Origin of the sequence: Actinomycetospora endophytica (assembly GCF_021026375.1) — a bacterium.
In the GTDB taxonomy this organism is placed as follows: domain Bacteria; phylum Actinomycetota; class Actinomycetes; order Mycobacteriales; family Pseudonocardiaceae; genus Actinomycetospora; species Actinomycetospora endophytica.
On sequence record NZ_JAJNDB010000001.1, the window covers coordinates 1,756,939 to 1,783,376 of the forward strand.

A 26,438-nucleotide genomic window follows, 5' to 3' on the forward strand; every position below is an offset into this window, starting at 1 on the left:
GCTCACCCTGTCACGGGGCCGACCACCGGCCTCACAGGGAGCCGCCGAGCAGGTCGACGTTCTTCGCGGTTCCCGAGACGACGAGCTTGCCGTCCTGCGCGCGCAGGTCGGTGGCGCTGATGGAGAAGGGCAGCGCGCCCGGGTCGACCTTCGCCGAGAAGCCCGAGAGCCGGCCGCGCAGTGCGTTCGACACGGCGCTGGGGACGGCGGCGTCGCCCGAGTCGACCGCGATGTCCCGGGCGGAGAGCACGATCTGACCGCCGGAGAGCTTGAACGTCGCGATGACCGAGACGTGCACCTGCTGGCCGAGCACCGTCGTCGTCGAGGTGAGCTGCACCGCCTGGCTCGGGTCGACCCCGGAGAGCGCCTTCTGGGCGGTCGACCCGGTCGCCCGTCGTGCGTCCAGCGTCTCCTGGGTCACCGGCGCGACCGTCACGTCCTGGACGCCCAGCACCCGCGCGAGGTCGGTGGGGTCGACCTGCGCGCTGGCCGTGACCGTCTTCGCGGGGATCGAGGACACCGTGCCGTCGATCAGCGACTGCGGCGGCAGGCTGACGTCGCCCAGGTCGGCGACCAGCGTGATGTCCTGCAGCTGCCGGTACTGGATGTGCTGCGCGGTCAGCGTCACCGCGCCGTAGTCGCCGGCGGCCGCCTGCGTGACGAACGGGAAGCCGTGGATGGCGACGTCGGGCTTCTCCTGCAGCTTCAGCTGCGACTGCAACTGTGTCGCCACCCGGTCCTCGGCGATCCACCGCGCGCCGAAATCGGCGCCCACGAGCAGCACGACGAGCACCAGCAGGGTGACCAGGAAACCGCGCATCGGAGGCCATCCTGCGCCACGGCGCCGGGCGCGCCGCCGTCGCCCCGCCCGGTCAGCGGGCGAAGTGCCTGCTGATCACGAGGCGCTGGATCTGGTTGGTGCCCTCGAAGATCTGCATGATCTTGGCCTCGCGCATGTAGCGCTCGACCGGGAAGTCCCGCGTGTAGCCGTAGCCGCCGAAGACCTGCACCGCGTCCGTCGTGACCTTCATGGCGGCGTCGGTGGCGACGAGCTTCGCGACGCTGGCCTGGCGGCCGTAGTCCACGCCCGCGTCCCGACGGCGGGCGGCGTCGAGGTAGGTGGCGCGGGCCGAGTCGACGGCCGCGGCCATGTCGGCGAGCACGAAGCCCAGGCCCTGGTGGTCGACGATCTTCTTGCCGAACGTCTGGCGCTCGTTCGCGTAGTCGACGGCCGCGTCGAGCGCGGCCTGGGCGAGCCCCGTCGCGCACGCCGCGATGCCGAGTCGGCCGCTGTCGAGCGCGGCGAACGCGATCGGCAGGCCCTGGCCCTCGTCGCCGAGGAGCCGGTCGGCCTCGATGACCGCGCCGTCCCAGGTGGCGGAGGTGGTCGGGATGCCGTGCAGGCCCATCTTCTCCTCGGGCTTGCCGAAGGTCAGGCCCTCGGCCTGCCCGGGCGCGAGGAAGCACGAGACGCCGCGGCTGCCCTCACCGGTGCGCGCGAACAGCGCGTAGAAGTCGGCCTTCCCGCCGTGGGTGATCCAGGCCTTCTCGCCGGTGATCCGGTAGTTCCCGGCGTCGTCGCGCTCGGCCCGGCAGCGCAGCGCCGCGGCGTCCGACCCGGCCTGCGGCTCCGACAGGCTGTACCCGCCGATCAGCTCGCCGGCGAGCATCGTCGGCAGCCACTGCTCCTGCTGCGCCTCGGTGCCGAACGTCGCCACCGGGAAGCACGACAGACCGTGCACCGAGACCGCGACGGCGACGGCCGCCCAGCGCGCCGCGAGCTCCTCGAGCACCTGCAGGTAGACCTCGTAGGGCTGGCCGCCGCCCCCGAGCGCCTCCGGGTAGGGAAGCCCGAGCAACCCGGTCTCGCCCAGCGTCGAGAACAGGCCCTCGGGGTAGGTCTCGGAGCGCTCGTGGTCGTCCACGCGCGTCGCCAGCTCCTTGTCGGCGACCTCGCGCGTCAGCTCGATCAGCGCGCGGGCCTCGTCGGTGGGCAGGAGGCGGTCGACGGCCATGGGACTCCCTATCGGTACTGAGATCGGAACGTCAGTACCGATGAGAGTAGCCGTGGCCGGTTATGATCGCCAGGTGGCGACGACGGGCACGCGTTCTGGTCCGGTTCGCCGTGGGGCGGCCCGGCGGGACGAGCTGTTCGACGCGCTGGTCGAGCTGCTGCTCGCCGAGGGGTTCAGCGCGTTCACCCTCGACGACGTCGCCGCCCGCCTGCGCTGCTCCAAGCGCACCCTCTACGGGCTCGCCGGATCGAAGGAGCAGTTGGTGACGGCGGCCGTGGTCCGGTTCTTCCGCTCGGCCACGGGGCGGGTCGAGGCCACCGTCGCCACCCGCACCGACCCGGCCGACCGGCTCGCCGCCTACCTGCGTGCGGTGTCGGCGGAGCTCGCGCCCGCCTCCGCGCGGTTCTTCGAGGACCTGGCGTCGTTCCCGCCGGCGGCCGAGATCTACGAGCGCAACACCCGCGCGGCGGCGCGGCGGGTGCGGGAGATCATCGCCGAGGGCGTCGAGTCCGGGGCGTTCCGCGACGTGCACGTCGGGTTCGCCGCGGAGGTGATCGCCTCGACGATGGAGGCCATCCAGCAGCGCCGGATCGCGGCGACGACGGGTCTCGCCGACGCCGAGGCCTACGAGCAGCTGGCGGCGTTGCTGGTGCGGGGTCTGCGTTCCGAGTGAGTCCTTGCTGTGTCGGCGTGGCTCTCGCCTCGAGGAGGGGCACCCTGCGGCCGGAACGCCTCGGGTGGCGCGACGGGAGCGAAGGACTCTCCCGACGCTACGCAGTTGATCTTGACGAGCGCGGCCCGAACCGGCGCCGCGCTCGCCACCATCAACTGACTAGCGCCACCGACGTCGATCGCCACCGCGAGGCCGTATCCCGGCGAGATCGACCGCCGGCGCGAGACCCGCCCGACACCCGCGCCGATCAGCTCTTGTGGGCGGTGAACCGCAGGCGCCCGTCGGAGCGGATCGCGACGTCGGGATCCTCGTCGAACCCGGCCGTCGTCAGCCGCCCCGGCAACGTCCCCGGGTCCACGACGACCATCGTGTCGCCGATGTGGAGCACGCGGAAGCGCAGGCTGAGCTGGGAGTCCACCCCGCGGAACACCCCGCCCGGTCGCAGCACCCGGCACGCCTCCGCGAAGAGCGAGTCCTGGAGGGCCCGCGACGGCACGTGGTGCAGCATCGTGAAGCAGACGACGGCGGAGAAGCGGCCGTCCTCGAAGGGCAGCGCGGTGCCGTCGCCGTGCACGATCGTCGCCCGCCCGCGGTACTCGGCCTCCAGTCGCGCCGCCGAGGTCTCGTCCACCTCGACGGCCGTCAGTCGCGGCACCTGCCCGACCAGCACCGCCGTCGTCGCGCCGAAGCCCGGACCGATCTCCAGGACGTCGTCGCCGAGGTCGACGTCGGCGAGGTCGCGGGGCATCCACCCGGCCACTTTCTCGGCCCAGCCGGCGGAGCTGCAGAGGCGGCGGTGCATCAGGTTCATGGCCACGGTCGACGACGATCCCCGCCCCGGATCGTCGTCGCGACCCCTGTGAACGACAGAACGCCGGGCCCTCCGCGATGGAGGACCCGGCGTTCGTCGGAGCTGGCGGAGGATACGGGATTCGAACCCGTGAGGGTGTTACCCCAACACGATTTCCAATCGTGCGCCTTAGGCCGCTCGGCCAATCCTCCGCCGAGAAGCGTACAGGGCATGCCTCCGGCGTCCGCGAGGCGGAGGGAGCATCCACCCCACCCCCTCGGGACACGAGCCGAGGACCGGTACAGTTCTCTGCGGACCCCGCGCGGCGTCCATCCTGTGAACTCCCCCAGGGCCGGAAGGCAGCAAGGGTCAGCGGGCTCTGGCGGGTGCGCGGGGTCCCCTTTCGTCTCAGGCGCCGGTTCGTCGAAGGCGCCCCATCGCTGTCGGACGGTCCGCGTAGCCTCGCGGCCGTGGCGGGGACATCGAGCGCAGCGGAGCCGGACCGATGAGTCTCGCGCTGTACCGCAGGTACCGGCCCGGCACGTTCGCCGAGGTCGTGGGGCAGGAGCACGTCACCGATCCGCTGCGCACCGCGCTGTCGGCCGGCCGGATCAACCACGCCTATCTGTTCTCCGGTCCGCGTGGCTGCGGGAAGACCTCCAGCGCCCGGATCATGGCCCGCTCGCTGAACTGCGAGCAGGGGCCGACGCCTGATCCGTGCGGGGTCTGCGAGTCGTGCGTGGCGCTGGCCCCGAACGGCCCCGGGTCGCTCGACGTCACCGAGATGGACGCCGCCAGCCACAACGGCGTGGACGACGCGCGCGAGCTGCGGGACCGGGCGCACTTCGCGCCGGTCAACTCGCGGTACCGCGTCTTCATCATCGACGAGGCGCACATGGTGACCACGGCGGCGTTCAACGCGCTGCTCAAGGTCGTCGAGGAACCGCCCGAGCACCTGATCTTCGTCTTCGCGACGACGGAGCCGGACAAGGTCCTGCCGACCATCCGGTCGCGGACGCACCACTACCCCTTCCGCCTGTTGCCGCCGAGCACGCTGCGCGGCCTGCTCGAGCGGATCTGCGGCGAGGAGGCCGTGACCGTCGAGCCGGCGGTGTACCCGCTGGTGGTGCGGGCGGGCGGCGGCTCGGCGCGCGACTCGCTGTCGGTGCTGGACCAGCTGCTCGCCGGTGCCGACGACGCCGGGGTCACCTACGCCCGGGCGGTCGGCCTGCTGGGCGTCACCGACGTCGCGATCCTCGACGACGTCGTCGACGCCCTCGGTGCCCAGGACGGCGCCGCGGTGTTCGGCGCCGTGGACCGGCTGGTGGAGGCGGGGCACGACCCGCGCCGTTTCGCGGCCGATCTCCTGCAGCGCCTCCGGGACCTGATCCTCGTGCACGCCGTACCCGACGCGGGGGAGAAGGGCCTGGTCGACGTCCCCGCCGACGAGCTCGAGCGGATGGTCGACCAGGCGCAGCGCCTCGGTCCGGCGTCCCTGGCGAGGCACGCCGAGCTGGTGCACACCGCGCTGACCGAGATGCGCGGCGCCACCGCGCCCCGCCTGCTCCTGGAACTGGTCTGCGCCCGGATGCTGCTGCCCGCGGCGTCGTCCTCGGACGCGGCGCTGGTGCAGCGGCTCGAGGGCGTCGAGCGGCGTCTCCAGGCGGGTGCGACGGCGGGTGCGGGCGGCCCGCTGGCACCCGGCGCCGGTCCGGCGGTGTCGGAGGAGGCCGCGGAGCCCCGCTTCCAGCGTCCGTCCCGTCGTCGCGACGAGGAGGTGCCCGCCCCGGCGTCGGCTGCGGCGTCGGAGGCCGCCCCCGCCGCTCAGGCCGCCGACCCGCAGGACGCCACGGTCGAACCGCCCACCGAGCGGCCGGGCGCGACGGTGGAGGCGCCCCGGGAGCAGGACCGGCCGGCCCAGGAGCAGTCCGCCGGGCCGGCCGAGGAGCCCCGGCGACGCCCGGCCGAGCCGCCGCCGGCCGCCACGTCGGCGGAACCCACCCCCGAGCAGGCGCCGCCCGCCGCCGCGCCCGGGGCGATGGACGCCGCGGGCCTGCGGCGGATCTGGTCCGAGGTGATGTCGGCGGTCCGGGAGTCGAGCAAGCCGACGCACGCGCTGCTGCAGAACGCCACCGTCGCCGCCGTCGAGGGCACCACCGTGACCCTGGCGATGCCGACCCCGCCGCTCGCGAAACAGCTCTCCCAGCCGAACCGGGCCGCCCACGTCACGGCGGCGCTCGGTCGCGTGCTCTCCGGGGAGTGGGCGATCCGGGCGGTGGACGCGGACGGGCGCGGCCCGGGAGGGGCAGGCCCCGGCGGCCCGGACGCACGCGGTCGTGGCGGCCAGGCCCCGGCCGCGCCGCAGCGCCCCCAGGCCCAGACGCGCGGGGCCTCACCGCCCGACGGCGGGTCGCGCGGCGGCCGGGAGTCGTCCTCCGGGCCGTCCGAGCGCCCCGCCGACCCCGAGGCGGGCGCCTCCGCCGGACGACCGCAGTTCCAACGCCCGAGCGCCCGCAACGGCGGCAGCGCCTCCGGGGCGGCCGCCACCCAGTCCGGTGAGCAGCAGCCCGCCCGGCCGCCCGAACCCCCGGCCGGCCGCGACGGTCCCCGCCCCGCGGCCGCCTCTCCCGACATCCCGCCCCCTCCGGAGCCTCCCGACGACGAGGACGTGACCGAGGAGGACATGTACGCCGAGGCCCACGCCGACCCGGGCTCGAGCGAACCCGCGAACCGTCGCGACCCGGACGACATCGTCATGGAACTGCTCACCGAGCAGTTGGGGGCGCGGCGGGTCGACGGCCGCTAGCGACGGACGCCCCGCCCTTCTTGATCAGGGGCACATAGCGCAGGTCAGCGGGCGCGTCGGCCTGCGTGGTGTGCCTCTCGCGGCGGGCCCCGGGCCGATCACCCGGAAGCCGCGCTACCCCAGGACCCGGCCGAGGAAGTCGATCGCGCGCGGGTAGGCATCGAGCCGGTTGACCCGCTTCGCCAGGCCGTGGCCCTCGTCGTCGTAGACCACCAGCTCGACCTCCACCCCGCCCGCACGCACGGCGTCCGCGACCTGCACTGCCTCGGAGAGCGGCACCCGCGGGTCGTTCGCGCCGTGGATGACGAACAGCGGCGCGCGGACGTCGGAGATCCGGTTCAGCGGCGAGGCCCGCTCCAGGAACTCGCGGTTGCGCTCGAGCGAGCCGTACTCCCGCTCCCGGTGGGCGCGCCGGTACGGCGAGGTGTTCTCCAGGAACGTCACCAGCGACGAGATGCCGACGATGTCCACGCCGGCGGCCCAGCGCTCGGGCTGGAACGCGACCCCGGCCAGCACCATGTAGCCGCCGTACGACCCGCCCCAGAGCGCCGAGCGCGCCGGGTCCAGGCCGAGCTGCGGCAGGTAGTCGTGGATCGCGGCGAGGTCCGCGACCGAGTCCAGCCGGAGCTCGACGTCGTCGAGCGAGTACCAGCGCTTGCCGTAGCCGACGGACCCGCGCACGTTCGGCACCAGCACGGTGTGCCCCTGCGCGGTCAGCGCCTGCACGATCGGGGAGAACGAGCGCACCGACTGCCCCTCGGGTCCGCCGTGCACGATCAGCACGCTGGACCCCGAGGGCTGCTCAGGGGCGTAGACGAAGCACGGCACCGTCTCGCCGTCCGGGGTCGGGACGCCGACGCTGGTCGGGGTGACCAGCTCGAGGCCCTCGAGGTCGTCGACCGACGACGCCGCGGTGCCGGTGCGCCCGCTGGCGGCGTCGACGAGCACGACGTCGGCGGGGATCGTCGGGGACGTCCAGGTCAGCGCGAGGCCCTGCGAGTCGGCCGACCAGCGCGGCACGGTGAGGAAGTCGCCGACCCCGACGCCGGGGGTGACGACGTCGACGCGGTGTGCGCCGGTGGTCACGTCGTGGATCGCGAGCCGGGACGCGCCGTCGTCGTCGGTGACGACGAGCAGGCTCGCGCCGTCGGGGGAGAGGCGCCCGGAGACGTCGTGGGCGTCGTCGGTGACGAGGTAGGTCACCGTGCCGGTGGCCGGGTCGAGGCGGGCGATCCCGGTGCGGTCGCGCCCGGAGTTCGTGGTGACGATCGCGGCGGAGGAGTCCGGGAGCCACTGGAGACCACCGAAGAGCGCGGGCTCGTCGGCGGCGGTGATCTCGCGGGTCTCGGCGCCGGCGAGCAGGAGCACCTGCGAGCTCATGGCGGGCGTTCCGGGGCGGGTCATGAGCGCGCCGGATCCGTCGGGCGCGACCGCCGCGCCGCCGACCATGCCGCCGCCGTCGTAGAGGACGGTCTCGGTGGTGGCCTCGACGTCGCGCAGCACCAGGTCGAAGTCGACGCCGTTGCGGCGGTTGGTCGCGTAGACGACCCGCCCGCCGTCGAGGACCTCGGCGAGCGAGTGGATGTGGGCCGGGTCGCGCACGAGCGGCTCGAGTCCGTCCTCGCCGACCGGGTCGGTCACCTCGTCGGGGCGCAGCAGCGAGAGCTGGGCGCGCTCGTCGCCCGCGGAGTCGTGCGAGACGACGACGGTGCGCGGGGAGATCCCCTTGAGGTACCGGCCGGAGCACGCGCCCGGGAGCGCGGTGAGGGTGCGCCGCCCGCCGTCCGGGGTGAGCTCGACGAGCTGCACCGAGCCGGAGGTGTCGTCGCCGGCGAGGACGCGGCCGTCCGCGTCGACGTCGAACGCTCGCCAGGTGCGGGCGGAGAGCAGGCGGTGGACGAGGTCGGCGGTGTCGCTCACGGGCGCCACTCTGCCCGACGTCCCCACCGGTCAGCCGTGCGCCGTTGCTGACATCCGGCGTCAGCGATGCGGCATCGCGGGCACGTGGCGGGGACCGCCTACCCTGGGGGCGTGCAGCCAGGACAGCAGGACATGCCCGACATGGGTGCCCTTCTGCAGCAGGCCCAGGCCATGCAGGAACAGCTCATGAACGCCCAGGCCGAGCTCGCGGAGACCGAGGTGACCGGCCAGGCCGGCAACGGCCTGGTCACGGTCACCCAGACCGCCGCCGGCGAGGTCCGCGGGATCTCGATCGACCCGAAGGTCGTGGACCCCAGCGACGTCGAGACGCTCCAGGACCTGATCCTCGGCGCCCTCTCGTCGGCCGCCGACAACGCCGCGCAGCTGCAGGCCGAGAAGATGGGCCCGCTCGCCGGCGGGCTGGACATGGGAGGCGCGCCGGGCGGCCCGCAGCTGGGGGCGTAAGGACCAGTGTTCGAGGGCCCGGTCCAGGACCTGATCGACGAGCTCGGCCGGCTCCCCGGGATCGGCCCGAAGAGCGCCCAGCGCCTGGCGTTCCACATCCTCGCGGCCGAGGACGCCGACATCACCCGGCTGCAGGACGCGCTGGCCAAGGTCAAGGCCGGGGTCGTGTTCTGCGAGGTGTGCGGCAACGTCAGCGAGAAGCCGCGCTGCCGGATCTGCGCCGACACCCGGCGTGACGCGACGCTGGTGTGCGTCGTCGAGGAGCCCAAGGACGTCATGGCCGTCGAGCGCACCCGGGAGTTCCGGGGGCGCTATCACGTGCTGGGCGGGGCCCTCGACCCGATGGGCGGCGTCGGTCCCGACCAGCTCCGCGTGCGGGAGCTGCTCCGCCGCATCGGGGGCCAGGAGACCGAGGGCGGCGAGCAGGAGCCCGAGATCACCGAGGTCATCCTGGCGATGGACCCGAACACCGAGGGTGAGGCGACCGCTACCTACCTGGTGCGCCTGCTCCGGGACTTCCCCGGCCTCTCGGTGACGAAGCTGGCGTCCGGCCTGCCGATGGGCGGCGACCTGGAGTTCGCCGACGAGCTGACGCTGGGTCGGGCGCTGGCCGGGAGGCGCGGAGCGATGTGAGTGGATTTGGTCGTCTGAACGACCAAATCCACTCACATGCGCGCTAGCGCATTGCTCGGTTGACCGCCGACACCACGGCCTTGAGCGAGGCGGTGAGGATCGAGCCGTCGATGCCGATGCCCCACACCTCGGCGTCCCCGACGGCGGCCTCGACGTAGGCCGCGGCCCGCGCGTCGTCTCCGGCGGACATGGCGTGCTCGGCGTAGTCGAGGACGCGGACGTCGTAGCCGACCGAGGCGAGGGCGTCGACGAACGCGGCAATCGGGCCGTTCCCGACGCCGGTGACCTCGTGCAGGTCCCCCTCGACCTTCAGCGTGGCCTCGAGCTCTGCCTTGCCGTCGTCGTGGGTCGACACCCGCGAGCGCACCAGCTCGAGCGGGACCCGGCGGTTCAGGTACTCCTCGGCGAAGATGTCGTACATCTCCTTGGCCGAGACCTCGCCGCCCTCGGCGTCGGTCTGCTCCTGGACCCGGCGGGAGAACTCGATCTGCAGCCGGCGCGGCAGCTCCAGCTGGTGCTCGGTCTTCATCAGGTAGGCGACGCCGCCCTTGCCCGACTGCGAGTTGACCCGGATGACGGCCTCGTAGGTGCGGCCGACGTCCTTCGGGTCGATCGGCAGGTACGGGACCTCCCACGGGTGGTCGTCGACCGGGTGCCCGGCCGCCGACGCCTCGGACCGCATCGCCTCGAGGCCCTTGTTGATCGCGTCCTGGTGGGAGCCGGAGAACGCGGTGAACACCAGGTCGCCGCCCCACGGGTGGCGCTCGCCGACGGGCAGCTGGTTGCAGAACTCGACGGTGCGGCGCACCTCGTCGATGTCCGAGAAGTCGATCTGCGGGTCGACGCCCTGGCTGAACAGGTTCATGCCCAGGGTCACCAGGCAGACGTTGCCGGTGCGCTCGCCGTTGCCGAACAGGCAGCCTTCGACGCGGTCCGCGCCGGCCTGGACGCCGAGCTCGGCGGCGGCGACACCCGTGCCGCGGTCGTTGTGCGGGTGCAGCGACAGGATGATCGAGTCGCGGCGCGCGAGGTTGCGGTGCATCCACTCGATGGAGTCCGCGTAGACGTTCGGGGTCGCCATCTCCACCGTCGCCGGCAGGTTGACGATCATCGGCTTCTCGGGGGTGGGCTCCCAGACGTCGCCGACGGCGTCGACGATCTCCTTGGCGTAGGAGAGCTCGGTGCCGGTGTAGGACTCGGGCGAGTACTGGAAGCGCCAGTTCGTGCCCGGCCGCTTCTCGGCCTCGGCGCGGACGAGCGTCGCGGCGTCCGTCGCGATCTTCGTGATGCCGTCGCGGTCGGAGCGGAAGACGACCCGGCGCTGCAGGATCGACGTCGAGTTGTAGAGGTGGACGACGGCGGAGTGCACGCCCTCCAGCGACTCGAAGGTCCGGGTGATCAGCTCGGGCCGGGCCTGGGTGAGGACCTGGATCCGGACGTCGGCCGGGATCGCGTCCTGGGTGATGATCTCGCGGACGAAGTCGTAGTCGGTCTGCGAGGCGGCCGGGAACCCGACCTCGATCTCCTTGTAGCCCATGCGCACGAGCAGGTCGAACATGCGGCGCTTGCGGGCCGGGGACATCGGGTCGATCAGCGCCTGGTTGCCGTCGCGCAGGTCGACCGCGCCCCACAGCGGGGCCTTGGTGATGATCTTGTCCGGCCAGGTGCGGTCGGGTACCGAGACCTTCTCGACGACGTCGGCGAAGGGCTTGTACCGGTGCACCGGCATGCGGCTGGGCCGCTGGGCGTTCCAGAACGCCTGGTCGGCGGGGATCTCGCCGTCCGGGTGGACGACGGTCTCGCGGATGTCGCCGATGGGCCCGTCGGGCATCGAGGGCGTGGACATGCTCATGGCTCGTGATCTCCGTGCGGCGGTGCAGGGATCCCGGACGGTCCGCCCGGGGGCGACCGGCGAGCGCGCATCACCCGCGGCGGGGAGCCGGTCTCGGTCAGGCCCCGCCGCGGCGCAGAAGGAGCAGCACGCGGAACATCGAGGACCACGGTAGACCCATCGCACCCGGTGCGGGCAACCCGACGCCGGGAGTGATCCGGGTCGCACCCTCTCGCCGAACCCCGATGACCGTTGGTCACCGTCCCACTACCACCCGGTAGGGCGGCGTGCCATGATCTGTGTCATGACGCAGGATGCCGAGACCGGTCAGCAGCGCAAGGCCAGCACCCAGCAGGATCTCCGTGCGCTGGCGAGCAAGTCGCTGACGCTCGCGGCCTCGGTGATCCGCATCCTCACGGTCATCTTCGCCGCCATCCTGGTCATCCACATCGTCCTGACGGTGGCCGCGGCGAACCCGCAGAACGGCATCACCACGTTCTTCGCGGACGCGGCGAACAACCTCACGCTCGGCATCGGCGATCTCTTCCTGCCGGCGAGCGAGGCGCTCAAGGTGATCCTGAACTACGGCATCGCGGCCGTGGTCTGGCTGGCCATCGGCATCGTCATCGCGAAGATCCTCAACGCCCTCGCGCCCTGATCTCCGCACCACGCCACATCTGGGGAGTTCGTCCGGCACCGCTCGGCTAGGGTGGAGCCCCGGTCCGGGTCGCCGGGCCGATGGTCCCGCACACCCCAGGTAGCCGGAGGTCGGTCGAGGTGGCGCTCGTCGTCCAGAAGTACGGCGGGTCGTCCGTCCAGTCCGCGGAGCGCATCAAGCGCGTGGCGGAACGGATCATGCGCACCCGCAAGGACGGCAACGACGTCGTGGTGGTCGCGTCCGCGATGGGTGACACCACCGACGAGCTGACCGACCTCGCCCTCGCCGTGCACCCCAGCCCGCCGCCGCGCGAGCTGGACATGCTGCTGACCTCCGGGGAGCGCATCTCCAACGCGCTGCTCGCGATGGCGATCAACGCCCTCGGCGGGACCGCGCGCTCGTTCACCGGCTCGCAGGCCGGGATGATCACCACCGGGAAGCACGGCGACGCCCGGATCATCGACGTCACCCCGGGCCGCATCCACGCGGCCCTGCACGACGACGGGATCGCGCTGGTCGCCGGCTTCCAGGGCGTGAGCGCGGACTCCAAGGAGATCACGACGCTCGGCCGCGGCGGCTCGGACACCACCGCCGTCGCGATGGCAGCGGCCATGAAGGCCGACATCTGCGAGATCTACACCGACGTCGACGGGGTCTACTCCGCCGACCCGCGCATCGTCCCGAACGCGAAGCTGCTCGAGAACATCACCTACGAGGAGATGCTCGAGATGGCCGCGTGCGGGGCGAAGGTGCTGCACCTGCGCGCGGTGGAGTACGCGCGCCGCGAGGGCGTCCCGCTGCGGGTCCGCTCGTCGTACACCGACCAGCCCGGCACGACGATCGTCGGGTCCATCGAGGAGCTCAGCGTGGAACAGGCCGTCCTGACCGGGGTGGCGCACGACCGGTCCGAGGCCAAGGTGACCGTCGTCGGCGTCCCCGACCAGCCGGGGTTCGCGGCGCGCATCTTCCGCGCCGTGGCCGACGTCGACATCAACATCGACATGGTGCTGCAGAACATCTCGCACCTGAAGACGGGCAAGACCGACGTGACGTTCACGCTGCCGGTGAAGGACGGCCGCCGCGCGGTCGACGCGCTCGCCGCGGTGCAGGGCGAGGTCGGCCACGAGGAAGTCATCTTCGACGAGCACGTCGGCAAGGTGACCCTCGTCGGCGCCGGGATGCGGACCCACCCCGGCGTCACGGCCACCTTCTGCGAGTCCCTCGCCCAGGCCGGCGTGAACATCGAGATGATGAACACCTCGGAGATCCGCATCTCCGCGCTCATCCGCGACACGCAGCTCGACGACGCGGTCCGCGCGCTGCACGAGGCGTTCGACCTCGGCGGCGACACCGAGGCCGTCGTGCACGCCGGGACGGGAAGGTAGTCATGACGACCCTGGCCATCGTGGGAGCTACCGGAGCGGTCGGCTCCGTCATGATCGACATCATCGACGCCCGCGAGACGGTGCCGTGGTCGGAGATCCGGCTCATCGCCTCGCCGCGCTCCGCGGGCCGTCGGTTGACCGTGCGCGGGCAGGAGATCGAGGTCGTCGCGCTCTCCGCGGGGGCGTTCGACGGCGTCGACATCGCCATGTTCGACGTCCCCGACGAGGTCAGCGCGACGTGGGCCCCGGTCGCCGTCGAGCGCGGCGCGATCGCGGTGGACAACTCCGGCGCGTACCGCATGGACCCCGACGTGCCGCTCGTGGTGCCCGAGGTGAACGCCGACGCGGCGCACACCCGGCCCAAGGGCATCGTCTCGAACCCCAACTGCACGACGCTGTCGATGATGGCGGCGATCGGCGCCCTGCACCGGGCGTTCACGCTGACCGAGCTGGTCGTGGCGAGCTACCAGGCCGCCTCCGGGGCCGGTCAGGAAGGCATCGACCGCCTGCAGGCCGAGATGTCGGCCGTGGCGGGCAAGGGCGTCGGGCACCGGGCGGGCGACGTGCGCGAGGCGCTGGCCGCGGCCGGGCTCGGGACCGACTCGCCGTTCCCCGCGCCGCTGGCGCTCAACGTGGTGCCGTGGGCCGGCTCCTGGCGCGATGGCGGCTGGTCGTCCGAGGAGCTCAAGGTCCGCAACGAGTCGCGGAAGATCCTGGGTATCGAGGGCCTCAAGGTCTCGGCGACCTGCGTGCGCGTGCCCGTGGTGACCACCCACGCGCTCGCGGTGCACGCCACGTTCGACTCCCCGGTGGACGTCGAGACCGCCCGCCAGGTGTTCGCCGCGCAGCCGTCGATCGTGCTGGTCGACGAGCCGCGCGAGGGCCGGTTCCCGACGCCGGCCGACGTCGTTGGGGAGGACCCGACCTACGTCGGGCGCATCCGCCAGGCGCTGGACTTCCCGAACACGCTCGACTTCTTCGTGTGCGGCGACAACCTGCGCAAGGGCGCGGCGCTGAACACGTACGAGATCGCCGAGGAGCTCGTCGGGGACCGGTGAGAGTACGCGTCAGCGACGGTCCGTCGCTGACATCTGACGTCAGGATGAACCCTTCCTGACATGCCGGGCGATCCCCCGAGCCGCCGGTGAGGTGCGCCCGCGACAGCGAGGGGCACGTGGCGCAGGGCCGGGCGAGGTCGGAGCTGCCTGGAGTACTCCTGATCAAGGCCGACGCCAGCCCGCCCGGGCTTTTCTTGACCAGTTCCAGTTTCGGTGGCACCGTCGAGCCATCATGACGATCGACGGCGAGCTCTCCGGAGGCGTCCCCGACGTCGGGTCGCGGGACCCGCGGCACGACATCGGCGACGTGGTCTCGGCGTTGCGCGCCGTGGGCCTGCGGGTCACCGCGCCCCGTCGCGCGGTGCTCGCGACCCTCGCCGACCACCCGCACTCCACCGCCGACGCCGTGGCCACGGCCGTCCGCGGCGAGCTCGGGTCGGTGTCCACCCAGGCGGTGTACGACGTCCTCGCGGCGTGCGTGGACGCAGGCCTGGTGCGGCGGATCGAGCCGGCGGGGTCGGCGGCGCGCTACGAGACACGGACCGGCGACAACCACCACCACGTCGTGTGCCGCTCGTGCGGGGTCACGGCCGACGTCGACTGCGTGGTCGACGAGCGCCCGTGCCTGACTCCCTCCGACGACGCGGGTTTCGAGATCGACGAGGCCGAGGTCGTGTTCTGGGGTCGATGCCCCGCATGCCGCGCGACCCCGAGCGGGTAGCCCCCGGCCTCACCACAGAACGCAGAACGCCTTTCACCACCACCACGAGAGGTGAGCAGTGACTACCGCGAAGGACCAGGCCACCACCGCCACCACCGATGCCGGCATCCCGGTCGAGAGCCAGGAGTACTCGCTCACGGTCGGCGCCAACGGGCCGCTGCTGCTCCAGGACCACTACCTGATCGAGCAGATGGCGAACTTCAACCGGGAGCGCATCCCGGAGCGTCAGCCGCACGCCAAGGGCAGCGGGGCGTTCGGGCGCTTCGAGGTCACCCAGGACGTCTCGCGCTACACGAAGGCCGCGGTCTTCCAGCCGGGCGAGGTGACCGAGGGCGCGATCCGCTTCTCCACCGTCGCCGGTGAGCGGGGCAGCCCCGACACCTGGCGCGACCCGCGCGGCTTCTCGCTGAAGCTCTACACGCGCGAGGGCAACTGGGACATGGTCGGCAACAACACGCCGGTCTTCTTCGTCCGCGACCCGATGAAGTTCCAGAACTTCATCCGCTCGCAGAAGCGCCTCGCGCGCAACGGGCTGCGCGACCACGACATGCAGTGGGACTTCTGGACGCTGTCGCCGGAGTCGAAGCACCAGGTCACGTGGCTCATGGGCGACCGGGGGATCCCGGAGACCTGGCGCCACATGAACGGCTACTCCAGCCACACCTACATGTGGGTCAACGCCCAGGGCGAGGAGTTCTGGGTCAAGTACCACTTCATCTCGGACCAGGGCGTCAAGTGCATGACCCAGGACGAGGCCGACGCGATGTGCGGCAAGGACAACGACTACCACCAGCGCGACCTCTACGAGTCGATCGAGCGCGGTGAGTTCCCGTCGTGGACCCTGAAGGTGCAGATCATGCCCTTCGAGGACGCCAAGACCTACCGCTTCAACCCGTTCGACCTCACCAAGGTCTGGCCGCACAGCGACTACCCGCTGCAGGAGGTCGGGCGCCTGACGCTCGACACCAACCCGGTCGACTACCACACGCAGATCGAGCAGCTGGCGTTCGAGCCGAACAACCAGCCCCCCGGGACGGGCCTCTCGCCCGACAAGATGCTGCTCGCCCGCGGGTTCTCCTACGCCGACGCCCACCGCGCCCGGCTCGGCGTGAACTACAAGGAGATCCCGGTCAACGCGCCGAAGGTCCCGACGGCGGCGTACACGTTCGCCGGGGCGCACCGGACCCAGAACGCGCTCGACCCGGTGTACGCGCCGAACTCGAAGGGCTCGCCGCAGGTCCCGCAGGGGCACGTCGAGCAGCCGCCGACGTGGTACGCCGACGGCGACATCCAGCGCGCCGCCTACGTGAAGCACCCGGAGGACTCCGACGAGATCCAGGCCCGCACCATGATGATGGAGGTCTGGAACGACGAGGAGCGCGAGCGCTTCATCGGCAACGTCTCCGGCCACCTCGCGGGTGGCGTCGGTGACGACGTCCTGCAGCGCGCCTTCGAGTACTGGCGCTCGATCGACCAGGGCGTCGGTGAGCGCATCGAGGCCAAGGTCCGCGAGCTGACCGGCAAGGTGCTCTCGCAGAGCTAGGTGGCCTCCGGCCTCGTGAGCAGTAATTGATGCCAGGGCGTCAATTACTGCTCACGAGCGCGAAGCGCACCTACACGTACTTGCTGCCCGCGGCCTCGTCGAAGTAGTGGCCCTTGTCCAGGTCCTCGAGCAGGCCGGGCCCGCTCGGCGACCAGCCGGTGACCTCCCGCGTGATCGCGCTCGACGCGGGGCTGTCGAGGGTGACGAACCCCGCCAGGAAGCCGAACTGCTCGCCCGCGTCCTCGGGTGCGACCTGCTGCACCGGGATGTCGAGATGGCGCCCGATCACCTCGGCGATCTCGCGGATCCGCACCCCCTCGTCGTCGACCGCGTGCAGCACCGACCCGGCCGGCGCGACCTCGATCGCGAGCCGGAAGAGCCGGGCGGCGTCCGAGCGGTGCACCGCGGTCCAGCGGGTGCCCCCGTCGCCGAGATAGCCGGCCACGCCGCGGCCCCGTGCGGCGGCGATCAGCGTCGGGACGAAGCCGCCGTCGCCCTCGCCGTGGACGGTCGGGGACAGCCGGACGACCGACGAGCGCAGCCGCGGCGCGAGCGCCAGCGCCGCGGTCGCCGACGCCTGGCGTCCCGCGGCCATGCTGTCGGCCGCCGGGACGTCGCGCTCCGTGGCGGGCACGCCGTCGTGCGCCAGGCCGAGGATGCCGCCGGCGATGGTCAGCGCCCCGCCGTCGGGCAGTCCCTCGCCGAGGGCGCCGATGGCCGCGGCGTCCGATCCGACGGCCTCGGCGAAGCCGCCGGAGAACGCGATGTCGTGGCGGAAGGCGAGGTGCACGACGGCGTCCGACGCGGCGGCCGCGTCGCGCAGGATGTCGAGGTCCTCGATGCCGCCGCGGACCACCGCGGCCCCCGCGGCCTCGACGGCGGCCGCCGAGGCGTCCGAGCGGGCCAGCCCGGTGACCTGGTGGCCGGCCGCGACGAGCTCCGGGACGACCGCCGAGCCGATCCAGCCCGACGCACCGGTGACGAACACGCGCATGGGAACTGCCTCCTGAGGAGAATGTCAGTGACTGACATGACCGTACGCCTTCATGTCAGTCGCTGTCATCACTAGGCTGGAGGTCATGGGTCGCTGGGTGCCGGGTGCGCGGGGGCGCCTGCAGCGTGCGGCCATGGAGCTCTACGCGGAGCGCGGGTTCGAGCAGACCACCGTCGCCGAGATCGCCGCGCGCGCCGGGGTCACCGAGCGGACCTTCTTCCGGCACTTCGCCGACAAGCGCGAGGTGCTCTTCGCCGGGCAGGAGCAGCTGTCCGAGCTCGTCGTCGGCGCGCTCACCGACGCACCGGCCGATCTCTCCCCGCTCGACGCCGCCGCGCGGGCCGTCGAGGCGAGCGCGGAGCTCTTCGGCGAGCGCCCCGACGGGCCGCGCGCCCGGCAGGCGATCATCGACGCCCATCCCGACCTGCGGGAACGGGAGCTCATCAAGCTGGAGGGCCTCGCCGCGGTGATCGCCGAGGGACTCCTGCGCCGCGGGGTGCCCACGGCGGCGGCGACCCTCGCAGCCTCGAGCGCCGTCGCCGTCTTCCGGATGGGCTTCGAGCGCTGGATCACCGACGACGGCGACGACCGCGGCCTCGAGGAGCTCATCCGCGAGGCGCTGGCCGAGCTCCGCGCCGTCACCCGGTAGGTGCGCGGAGCGCACCCTTGAGGTGCGCCTGGCTCGCCTCCTCGAGGTGCGTGAGGTCGCTCGCGATGCTCACCCAGCTGAACCCGGCCGCGATCCGCTCGGCCGCCACCGTCCCGCTCGGGCAGTGGATCCCGAGGACGATGCCCGCCGCGGCCGCGGCCGCACGGATCCGGTCGAGCGCCGCCGCGAACTCCGTGTCGAGGGACGCGTCGTCGGGAGCGGAACCGCCGAGGCCGAGACGCAGGTCCGACGGGCCGATGTAGAGCCCGTCCACGCCCGGCGTCGCGGCGATCTCCTCGACGTTGGCCAGCCCCTCGGCGGTCTCGATCATCGGCAGGCAGAGCACCGCCGCGTTCGCCTCGGCCGGCGTCGTCGGCATCCGCAGCTCCGCGCGCACCGGCCCGAACGAGCGACGTCCTACGGGCGGGTACCGGCAGGCGGCGACCGCGGCCCGCGCGTCGGCCGGGGTGTCCACCATCGGCACGATCACGCCGGCCGCGCCCGCGTCGAGAGCCTGGCCGATGAAGAACTGCTGGTTGTCCTGGACCCGGACGAGCCCCGGGCAGCCGCACGCGTCCAGCGCGGTGAGCCCGTCCAGCAGCGCCCGGTAGTCCAGCAGGCCGTGCTGGGCGTCGAAGCAGAGGTAGTCGTAGTTCGCGCCGTCGTCGCCGGCCGCGGCGATCCGCTCGACCGCCTGCGGGTTGTCGGACAGCATCCAGTAGCCGATGGTCCGCGCGCCGCTGCGCAGTTGCTCCGGCAGGGTCATGGGTCGGGCTCCGCTTCGCGTCTCCGGCGTCATGGTCACTTCTCGTCGCCGACCGGAAGATTCATACCCAGCGCGTGTCGGGTGAACGTGATCTCGGCCGCCGTGTGGCGCAGCGTCTCCGCGACCACCAGCGAGCCGTGCCCGGCGTCGTAGCGGACCATCGCATACTCCCGGCCCCGTGCGGCGAGCCCGTCGAGGTAGTTGTCGATCTGCCGGATCGGGCAGCGCGGGTCGTTCTCGCCCGCCAGCACCAGCACCGGCGCCGACACCTCGTCCAGGTAGGTCAGCGGGGACGCCGTCCGGTAGATCTCGGGCACCTCGGTGGGCGAGCCGCCGAACAGCGAGCGGTCGAACGCGCGCAGCGGCTCCATCTCGTCCTCGTAGGCGGCGACGTAGTCCGCGACCGGGACGCCCGCGCAGCCCACCGCCCAGCGCTCGGGCTGCAGGCCGAGCCCCAGCAGCGTCAGGTACCCGCCCCAGGACCAGCCCTCGAGCACGCACGCGGCCGGGTCGGCGAGCCCGGACTCCACCGCCCAGGCCTGCACGACGGCGACGTCCTCCAGCTCCGTCGTCCCCGGCCGGCCCTCGATGGCGTCGCGCCACGCCGAGCCGTAGCCCGAGGAGCCGCGGTAGTTCACGTGCACCACCGCGAACCCGGCGTCCAGCCACACCGCGCGGACCGCCGAGTAGCGGTCCTCGTCGGCCGCCTGGGGGCCGCCGTGGATCATGAAGAGGGTCGGGACGGGGCGGCTGGTCCCCTCCGGACGGGCGTACAGGGCGTGGACCTCACCGCCCGGGCCCGCGACCCACGCGTCCTGCAGCGCCACCGACGGCGCGGGCTTGTCCCCGGGCGGGGTCAGCAGTACCTCGTCGGTCCCGTCCGGACGCAGCACCCGCACCGACGACGGGTGCTCCGCCGACGACCAGCCGTACTCGACCGACCCGTCCGGACGCACGTCCGCGCCCCCGACCGACCCGCGCGCCGTCGGGAGGTCGGAGAGCTCGCCGGTCGTGAGGTCGTAGCGGTGCAGCGTGGTCCGCCCGGCGCGGGTGTGGGCCACGAGCAGTGCGGAGGCGTCGGGGTAGAAGCCGGCCGACAGGTCGCCGGGCAGGTCGATCACCAGCTCGGTCTCGACGCCGGCCACCGGGTCCCAGATCAGGAGCTCGTCGCGGCCGCGGCGCTCGTGGGACACCAGCAGGCGGGTGTCCCCGGCGACCGGCGCGAACTCGACGGGCTCCAGGCCCTTGCCCTCGCCGTCGTACAGGTCCGCGACCGCCGAGCCGTCGGCCACCTGCAGGACCCGGACAGCGGGGTGGCGGGAGTCGCCGTGCTCGGAGTGCGAGATCGCGAGGAGGGTCTCGTCGCGGGAGAGCCCGCCGATGCCCGCGTCCTCGGTGTGGGCGTAGACGGTCCGCAGCGCCGCATCGCCGACCGCGACCGCGAGCGTGGACCCCTCGTCGGTGGACCAGCCGATCGCCGTCGTCGTGCGCCCCAGGTCGAGCCCGGCGGGGTAGCCGCGCTCGGCGCCCGGCACGGCCTGCCGGCGCTCCCCGGCCGCGAACGGCTCCGCCACCCAGGTCCCGAACTCGTCGCCGTCGGTGTCGTCGAACCACCAGATCTCGGTGCCGTCCACCGACACCGTCGCCCCGCGGGTGCCCTGCGGCCGGTCGGTGACCTGCCGGTGCGCGTCGGCCTCCCGGTCCCAGGCGTAGACCTCCCACGTGCCGCTCGCGTTCGACGAGTAGACGCTGTGCGCGGGGGCGTCGCGGGCCCAGTCGGGCACGGAGATGCGGGCGGCGGTGAAGCGACCGCGCCAGCGGGCCTCGGCCGCCGGATCGGCGAAGAGGGGCTCGGGGACGTCGACCGTGGGGTCGCTGCGCTGTGTGCTCTCGGTGACCACGCCTCCAGATCATGCCTGCTCCGGACCCGGCCGTTCGAAACCGATCGGGACGGCGGACTGGCGAGTACAGGCGGGAACCGGAATCTTCTCGGGCGTGGCGAGCGACGAAGGTGCCGAACCGCGCCCGGTGGGGCGTATCGCGATCATCAACCGCGGCGAGGCCGCGGTCCGGTTGATCCACGCGGTGCGTGACCTCAACGCCGAACGGCGGCTCGACGACCCGGTCCGGACGATCGCGTTGTACACCGACGCCGAGCCCGCGGCGATGTTCGTCCGCGAGGCCGACGTGGCGTACTCGCTGGGCGCCGCGGCCGACCGCCCCTACCTCGACCACGACCGCCTCGAGGCCGCCCTGGTGGCAACCGGCGCCGACGCCGTCTGGGTCGGGTGGGGCTTCGTCGCGGAGGACGCGGAGTTCGCGGCGCGCTGCGCCCGGCTCGGCGTCACCTTCGTGGGCCCGAGCGCCGACGCGATGCGCCGCCTCGGCGACAAGATCGGGGCCAAGCAGCTCGCCGAGGAGGTCGGCGTCCCGGTCGCCCCGTGGAGCGGGGGAGCGGTCTCCTCGCTCGACGAGGCGGTCGCGGCCACCGGGCCGATCGGCTACCCGCTGGTCCTCAAGGCCGCCGCGGGTGGCGGCGGCCGCGGCATCCGGCTGATCCGCTCCGAGAGCGAGCTCCGGGAGGCCTACCAGCCCACCCGCGACGAGGCCCGGCGGGCGTTCGGCAGCGACGTCGTCTTCCTCGAGGCGCTGGTCACCGGCGCCCGCCACGTCGAGGTCCAGGTGATCGCCGACGCGCACGGCACCGCCTGGGCCCTCGGGGTGCGCGACTGCTCGGTGCAGCGCCGCAACCAGAAGGTCATCGAGGAGTCCGCCTCGCCGCTGCTCGACGCCGAGCAGACCGCGCTGCTGCGCGACTCGGCGGAACGGCTCGCCGTGGCGGTCGGCTACTGCGGCGCCGCGACCGTGGAGTTCCTCTACCGCCCCGAGGACGCGACCTTCGCGTTCCTCGAGGTCAACACCCGGCTGCAGGTCGAGCACCCGGTCACCGAGATCACCACCGGCACCGACCTGGTGCGGCTGCAGTTGCACGTGGCCGGCGGCGGGCGGCTCGGCGACGTCGGCGACCGGCCCGTCGAGGTCGGGCACGCCGTCGAGGCCCGGCTCAACGCCGAGGACCCCGACCGCGAGTTCGCGCCCTCGCCGGGTCGCATCGAGCTGCTGGACCTGCCGAGCGGCCCGGGCGTGCGCGTCGACACCGGGGTCAGCCGCGGCGACGTCATCCCGTCCGAGTTCGACTCGATGATCGCGAAGATCATCGCCAGCGGGCGGACCCGCGAGGAGGCCCTGGCCCGCCTGCGCCGGGCCCTCGCCGAGACCGCCGTCGTCATCGAGGGCGGGGTCAGCAACAAGAGCTTCCTGCTCGACCTGCTCCACCGCCCCGAGGTGATCGACGGGACCGCCGACACCGGCTGGATCGACCGGGTGCGCGCCGAGGGCGGCCTCGCCGAGGAGCGCCACGCCGGCACCGCGCTGGTCGCCGCGGCCGTCGAGGCCTACGAGAGCGAGGAGCTCCTCGACGTCTCGCGCCTGCTCGAGACCGCCCGCGGCGGGCGCCCCTATGTCCAGCACCGCGTCTCCCGGCCCTTCGAGCTGACCCTGCGCGGCCACGGCCACCGCCTCGAGGTGTCCCGGGTCGGCGCGCGGCGCTTCCGCGTCACCGTGGACGACGAGGGCGGGCCCCACGAGCTGCACGCCGAGGTCCACCCCCTCGACGCCCACCACAGCCGGCTCGTCCTCGGCGGGCGCACCCACCGCGTGCTCTCGGCGACCCACGGCCCGGTGCACTTCGTGGAGGTCGACGGCGTCGCGCACCGGGTCGGCCGGGACGAGGGCGGCGTGGTGCGCGCACCCGCGCCCGCGCTCGTCGTCGCCACCCCGGTCGCGGTCGGCGACGAGGTGGCCGCGGGCGCGCCGGTGCTCGTGCTCGAGTCGATGAAGATGGAGACCCAGCTCCACGCGCCGTTCGTCGCCGTGGTCAAGGAGCTGCACGTCGGCACGGGCGACCAGGTCGAGACGGGTGCCGCGCTGGCGCGGCTCGAGCCCGTCGAGGACGACGACGCCGCGCCGGCGACCGCGGACGCCGCGCCCGACCTCGACCTCCCCGCGACCGACGAGCCGGCCCCCGCCGTCGACGACCTGCGCGCCGTCCTGCTCGGCTACGACGTGACGCCGGCCGACGAGGGGGAGGCGCTCGAGCGCTACCTCGGCGGGCGCGACGCCCGCTCGGCCCGGGGCGAGGACGTCCACGGCGACGAGATCGAGCTGCTCGGGATCTTCGCGGACTTCGCCGAGCTCTCGCGCAACCGGCCCGCCGACGAGGAGGCCAGCGCCGAGATGCGGGTCCACAGCCCGCGCGAGTACTTCCACACCTATCTGCAGAGCCTCGACGTCGAGCGCGGCGGGCTCCCCGAGCTCTACACCGAGAAGCTGCGCAGCGTCGTCCGGCACTACGGCGTCAGCGACCTCACCCGGACGCCCGCCCTCGAGCGCGTGGTGTTCCGCGTCTTCCTCGCCCAGCAGCGCTCGGCGCCGGAGCTCGCGATCGTCACGGCGATCCTGCAGCGCTGGCTCGGCGAGCCGGCCCCGTCGGCGGGGGACGCCCGCACCGCCGGGATACGGGAGCTCCTGGAACGGCTGGTGCAGGCCACGCAGCGGCGCTTCCCCGCCGTCGGCGACCTCGCCCGCAGCGTGCGCTACCGCTGGTTCGACGAGCCCGCGGCCGCCCGCGAGCGGGACGCCGCCCTCGAGCGGGTCGCCGAGGAGCTCGCCCACCTCGACGCCCATCCCGACGCCGCCGACCGCGCCGAGCGGATCGAGGCCCTCGCGGGCACCCCGGAGCGGATCGTGGGCCTGCTCGCGAACCGGCTGCTCGACGGCCTGCCGGTGCGGGAGGCGCTGCTCGAGACCCTGGTGCGGCGCCACTACCGCGGCTACGAGCTGCGGCACCTCGGCGCCGCGTCCATCGGGGCGGCGGTCGACGGGTCGGGTGGCCGGCCCGGGATCGAGGCCGACTACGTCCTCGACGAGCGGCCGACGCGGCTGGTCTCCACGGTCGGGAGCGTCGCCGAGCTGGACCCGGCGAGCGCGATCGCCCGGTCGCTGGCCGAGCGGGTGGCCGCCCGCGCCGCCGACCAGGCCGCCGTCGTCGACCTCTACCTGGCCTGGCCCGAGGCGCCCACGGATCCCGACGAGTGCTCCGCGGCGCTGCACGACCTGCTGCTCGCGACCCCGTTCGCGCTCGACGTCCGCCGGGTGGCTGTCGCGGTCTGCGCCCCCGGCCAGCCGGTCGGCTACTTCACGTTCCGCCCCGCCCCGCCCGGGCTGGTCGAGGACGACCTCGTGCGCGGCGTACACCCGATGGTCGGGCGCCGCCTGGACCTGTGGCGGCTGCGCGACTTCGACATCACCCGGCTCGAGGCCCCCGACGACGTGCTGCTGTACCACGCCGTCGCCCCGGAGAACCCCGCCGACCAGCGGCTGGTGGCGCTCGCCCAGGCCCGCGAGCTGACGGTCGTGCGCGACGCCGAGGGGCGGGTCAGCTCGCTGCCCCAGGTCGAGCGGGCGATCGCCGGGTGCGTCGAGGGCATCCGCCGGGCCCGGGCGCAACGGGCGACCCGCTCGGTGCCGCTGGACATGAACCACGTCTGGGTGCACATCTGGCCGCCGATCGCCGCCGAGCTCGAGCAGGTGACCGCGCTGCGGGGCAGCATCGCCCCGATCACCTCGGGTGCGGGCATCGACGAGGTCCTCGCGCAGGGGCACCTGGTGGGTCCCGACGGCGAGCCGTTCCCCATCGCGGGCCGCTTCTACGCCCAGCCCGGGGCCGGGGTCCAGTACTCCGTCGGGCCGCCGCCGACCGAGAACCTCGCCCCGATGGACGACTACGGGCAGAAGGTGATGCGGGCCCGCCGCCGCGGCACCGTGTACCCGTACGAGATCTTCTCCATCGTCGCCGGCGAGGGTGGCGGCGTCGTCGAGCACGACCTCGACGACGCCGGGTCGCTCGTGCCGGTGGACCGTCCGGCGGGTGGCAACAAGTCCGGCATCGTCGTCGGGGTCGCGACCACCCCGACGGACGCCTACCCCGAGGGCATCACCCGGGTCCTGCTCTGCGGGGACCCGACGAAGGCCCTGGGGGCCGTCTCCGAGCCGGAGTGCTCCCGCATCGTCGCCGCCCTCGACCTCGCCGAGGCGATGGCGGTGCCCGTCGAGTGGTACACGCTCTCGGCCGGGGCCCGGATCGCCATGGACTCCGGCACCGAGAACATGGACTGGGTCGCCCGTGGCCTCAAGCGGATCATCGAGTTCACCCAGGCCGGTGGCGAGATCCACGTCGTGGTCGCGGGCATCAACGTCGGCGCCCAGCCGTACTGGAACGCCGAGGCCACGATGCTCATGCACACCAAGGGCATCCTGGTCATGACGCCCGACTCGGCGATGGTGCTCACCGGCAAGCAGTCCCTCGACTTCTCCGGCGGGGTCTCGGCCGAGGACAACTTCGGCATCGGCGGCTACGACCGCGTGATGGGCCCGAACGGCCAGGCCCAGTACTGGGCCCCCGACCTGGGCAGCGCCCGCGACGTGGTGCTCGCGCACTACGAGCACGCCTACATCGTGCCCGGCGAGGCCGGCCCGCGGCGGGTCGCGACCACCGATCCGACCGACCGGGACATCACCACCGCGCCGCACCACTCGCCGGACTCCAGCTTCACCACCGTCGGGGAGATCTTCTCGGCCACCACCAACCCGGACCGCAAGAAGGCCTTCGACATCCGCACCGTGATGCGGGCCCTCGCCGACGCCGATCATCCGACGCCGGAGCGGTGGGCCGGCATGGCGGACGCGGACACCGCCGTCGTGCTCGACGCCCACATCGGCGGACACCCGGTCTGCCTGCTGGGCATCGAGTCGCGGGCGGTGCCGCGGCGCGGCTTCCCGCCCACGGACGGCCCGGACACCTACACCGCGGGCACGCTGTTCCCGAAGTCGTCGAAGAAGGCCGCCCGCGCGATCAACGCGGCCAGCGGCAACCGGCCCGTCGTCGTGCTGGCGAACCTCTCGGGCTTCGACGGCTCCCCGGACTCGATGCGCAACGTCCAGCTCGAGTACGGCGCGGAGATCGGCCGCGCGGTCGTGAACTTCGACGGGCCCATCGTGTTCGTCGTGATCTCGCGCTACCACGGTGGCGCGTTCGTGGTGTTCTCCCGGGCGCTCAACCCGCGGATGACGGTGCTCGCCGTCGAGGGCTCGTTCGCCTCGGTGATCGGTGGCGCGCCGGCGGCTGCCGTGGTGTTCGCCGCGGAGGTCGACAAGCGCACCGACGCCGACGAGCGGGTCGTCGAGCTCAGCGAGGCGATGCGGGCGGCGGACGAGGTCGACCGGGCGTCGGTGGCGGCGCGGTGGCGCGAGGTCCGCGCCTCGGTGCGGGCCGAGTACCTCGGCGCGGTCGCGGCGGAGTTCGACGGCATCCACAGCATCCACAGGGCCGTCGAGGTCGGGTCGGTGGACGCGGTGATCTCGGCGCACGAGCTGCGCCCCCGGGTCATCGGGGCGCTGGACGGCTGAGGGC

The 26,438-nt window shown here is 73.3% G+C and carries 19 protein-coding genes, 1 tRNA gene and 1 other RNA gene; 12 read left to right on the forward strand and 9 right to left on the reverse strand.

What is annotated here, in order from left to right:
- Nucleotides 1–31 precede the first annotated feature (31 nt).
- Complete coding sequence (locus LQ327_RS08535) at nt 32–820, reverse strand: LmeA family phospholipid-binding protein (RefSeq protein WP_230731568.1); 789 nt, start codon at nt 818–820, stop codon at nt 32–34.
- A 52-nt stretch (nt 821–872) separates the two neighbouring features.
- Nucleotides 873–2,015, reverse strand: a complete 1,143-nt coding sequence (locus tag LQ327_RS08540; protein WP_230731569.1) for an acyl-CoA dehydrogenase family protein — start codon at nt 2,013–2,015, stop codon at nt 873–875.
- 73 nt (nt 2,016–2,088) lie between these two features.
- On the opposite strand from LQ327_RS08540, the gene LQ327_RS08545 reads away from it, so the two are divergent.
- Complete coding sequence (locus tag LQ327_RS08545; RefSeq protein WP_230731571.1) at nt 2,089–2,688, forward strand: TetR/AcrR family transcriptional regulator; 600 nt, start codon at nt 2,089–2,091, stop codon at nt 2,686–2,688.
- A gap of 247 nt (nt 2,689–2,935) precedes the next feature.
- Here LQ327_RS08545 and LQ327_RS08550 read toward each other — a convergent pair whose 3' ends face one another.
- A complete protein-coding gene (locus LQ327_RS08550) occupies nt 2,936–3,499 on the reverse strand; it encodes a class I SAM-dependent methyltransferase (RefSeq protein ID WP_230733191.1) in 564 nt (187 codons plus the stop codon).
- A 103-nt stretch (nt 3,500–3,602) separates the two neighbouring features.
- Nucleotides 3,603–3,690, reverse strand: a tRNA-Ser gene (locus LQ327_RS08555).
- 98 nt (nt 3,691–3,788) lie between these two features.
- Here LQ327_RS08555 and ffs point away from each other — a divergent pair.
- Nucleotides 3,789–3,883, forward strand: an RNA gene (ffs, locus tag LQ327_RS08560) — signal recognition particle sRNA small type.
- Between the two features lie 100 nt (nt 3,884–3,983).
- Nucleotides 3,984–6,284, forward strand: a complete 2,301-nt coding sequence (locus LQ327_RS08565) for a DNA polymerase III subunit gamma and tau (RefSeq protein ID WP_230731573.1) — start codon at nt 3,984–3,986, stop codon at nt 6,282–6,284.
- Nucleotides 6,285–6,398: 114 nt separating this feature from the next.
- On the opposite strand, the gene LQ327_RS08570 is transcribed toward LQ327_RS08565, so the two are convergent.
- Nucleotides 6,399–8,204 carry an alpha/beta hydrolase family protein gene (locus LQ327_RS08570; RefSeq protein ID WP_230731576.1) on the reverse strand — a complete coding sequence of 602 codons (1,806 nt, stop codon included), beginning with the start codon at nt 8,202–8,204 and terminating at the stop codon, nt 6,399–6,401.
- Nucleotides 8,205–8,336: 132 nt separating this feature from the next.
- On the opposite strand from LQ327_RS08570, the gene LQ327_RS08575 reads away from it, so the two are divergent.
- Together LQ327_RS08575 and recR are read left to right on the forward strand one after the other, a co-directional pair.
- A complete protein-coding gene (locus LQ327_RS08575; RefSeq protein ID WP_230733193.1) occupies nt 8,337–8,669 on the forward strand; it encodes a YbaB/EbfC family nucleoid-associated protein in 333 nt (110 codons plus the stop codon).
- Nucleotides 8,670–8,675: 6 nt separating this feature from the next.
- Nucleotides 8,676–9,302: a recombination mediator RecR gene (recR, locus tag LQ327_RS08580; RefSeq protein ID WP_230731584.1), complete on the forward strand. Its 627-nt coding sequence runs from the start codon at nt 8,676–8,678 to the stop codon at nt 9,300–9,302.
- Between the two features lie 43 nt (nt 9,303–9,345).
- On the opposite strand, the gene leuA is transcribed toward recR, so the two are convergent.
- Nucleotides 9,346–11,148, reverse strand: coding sequence for a 2-isopropylmalate synthase (gene leuA, locus LQ327_RS08585; protein ID WP_372460652.1), 1,803 nt, complete (start codon nt 11,146–11,148; stop codon nt 9,346–9,348).
- A 289-nt stretch (nt 11,149–11,437) separates the two neighbouring features.
- Between leuA and LQ327_RS08590 the strand changes: the two genes are divergently transcribed.
- The 5 genes from LQ327_RS08590 (at nt 11,438) to LQ327_RS08610 (ending at nt 16,498) form a co-directional block, all read left to right on the forward strand.
- Nucleotides 11,438–11,791: a hypothetical protein gene (locus LQ327_RS08590; RefSeq protein ID WP_230731586.1), complete on the forward strand. Its 354-nt coding sequence runs from the start codon at nt 11,438–11,440 to the stop codon at nt 11,789–11,791.
- Nucleotides 11,792–11,910: 119 nt separating this feature from the next.
- On the forward strand, nt 11,911–13,176 hold the full coding sequence (locus LQ327_RS08595) for an aspartate kinase (RefSeq protein ID WP_230731588.1): 1,266 nt from the start codon (nt 11,911–11,913) through the stop codon (nt 13,174–13,176).
- 2 nt (nt 13,177–13,178) lie between these two features.
- Nucleotides 13,179–14,234, forward strand: a complete 1,056-nt coding sequence (locus LQ327_RS08600) for an aspartate-semialdehyde dehydrogenase (protein WP_230731596.1) — start codon at nt 13,179–13,181, stop codon at nt 14,232–14,234.
- Nucleotides 14,235–14,466: 232 nt separating this feature from the next.
- Nucleotides 14,467–14,955, forward strand: a complete 489-nt coding sequence (locus LQ327_RS08605; protein WP_230731598.1) for a Fur family transcriptional regulator — start codon at nt 14,467–14,469, stop codon at nt 14,953–14,955.
- A gap of 58 nt (nt 14,956–15,013) precedes the next feature.
- Nucleotides 15,014–16,498, forward strand: coding sequence for a catalase (locus tag LQ327_RS08610; RefSeq protein WP_230731601.1), 1,485 nt, complete (start codon nt 15,014–15,016; stop codon nt 16,496–16,498).
- A 70-nt stretch (nt 16,499–16,568) separates the two neighbouring features.
- On the opposite strand, the gene LQ327_RS08615 is transcribed toward LQ327_RS08610, so the two are convergent.
- Nucleotides 16,569–17,492, reverse strand: a complete 924-nt coding sequence (locus LQ327_RS08615) for an SDR family oxidoreductase (protein ID WP_230731603.1) — start codon at nt 17,490–17,492, stop codon at nt 16,569–16,571.
- A gap of 85 nt (nt 17,493–17,577) precedes the next feature.
- Between LQ327_RS08615 and LQ327_RS08620 the strand changes: the two genes are divergently transcribed.
- The gene (locus LQ327_RS08620) at nt 17,578–18,141 is read left to right on the forward strand and encodes a TetR/AcrR family transcriptional regulator (RefSeq protein WP_230731605.1); all 564 of its coding nucleotides are present in this window, start codon (nt 17,578–17,580) and stop codon (nt 18,139–18,141) included.
- Here LQ327_RS08620 and LQ327_RS08625 read toward each other — a convergent pair.
- On the reverse strand, nt 18,131–18,907 hold the full coding sequence (locus tag LQ327_RS08625) for an HpcH/HpaI aldolase family protein (protein ID WP_230731608.1): 777 nt from the start codon (nt 18,905–18,907) through the stop codon (nt 18,131–18,133). The two genes, LQ327_RS08620 and LQ327_RS08625, sit on opposite strands and share 11 nt — an antisense overlap.
- 35 nt (nt 18,908–18,942) lie before the next feature.
- Nucleotides 18,943–20,808, reverse strand: coding sequence for a S9 family peptidase (locus tag LQ327_RS08630; RefSeq protein ID WP_230731610.1), 1,866 nt, complete (start codon nt 20,806–20,808; stop codon nt 18,943–18,945).
- A 94-nt stretch (nt 20,809–20,902) separates the two neighbouring features.
- On the opposite strand from LQ327_RS08630, the gene LQ327_RS08635 reads away from it, so the two are divergent.
- Complete coding sequence (locus tag LQ327_RS08635; protein ID WP_230731614.1) at nt 20,903–26,434, forward strand: ATP-binding protein; 5,532 nt, start codon at nt 20,903–20,905, stop codon at nt 26,432–26,434.
- The last annotated feature ends 4 nt before the right edge of the window (nt 26,435–26,438 follow it).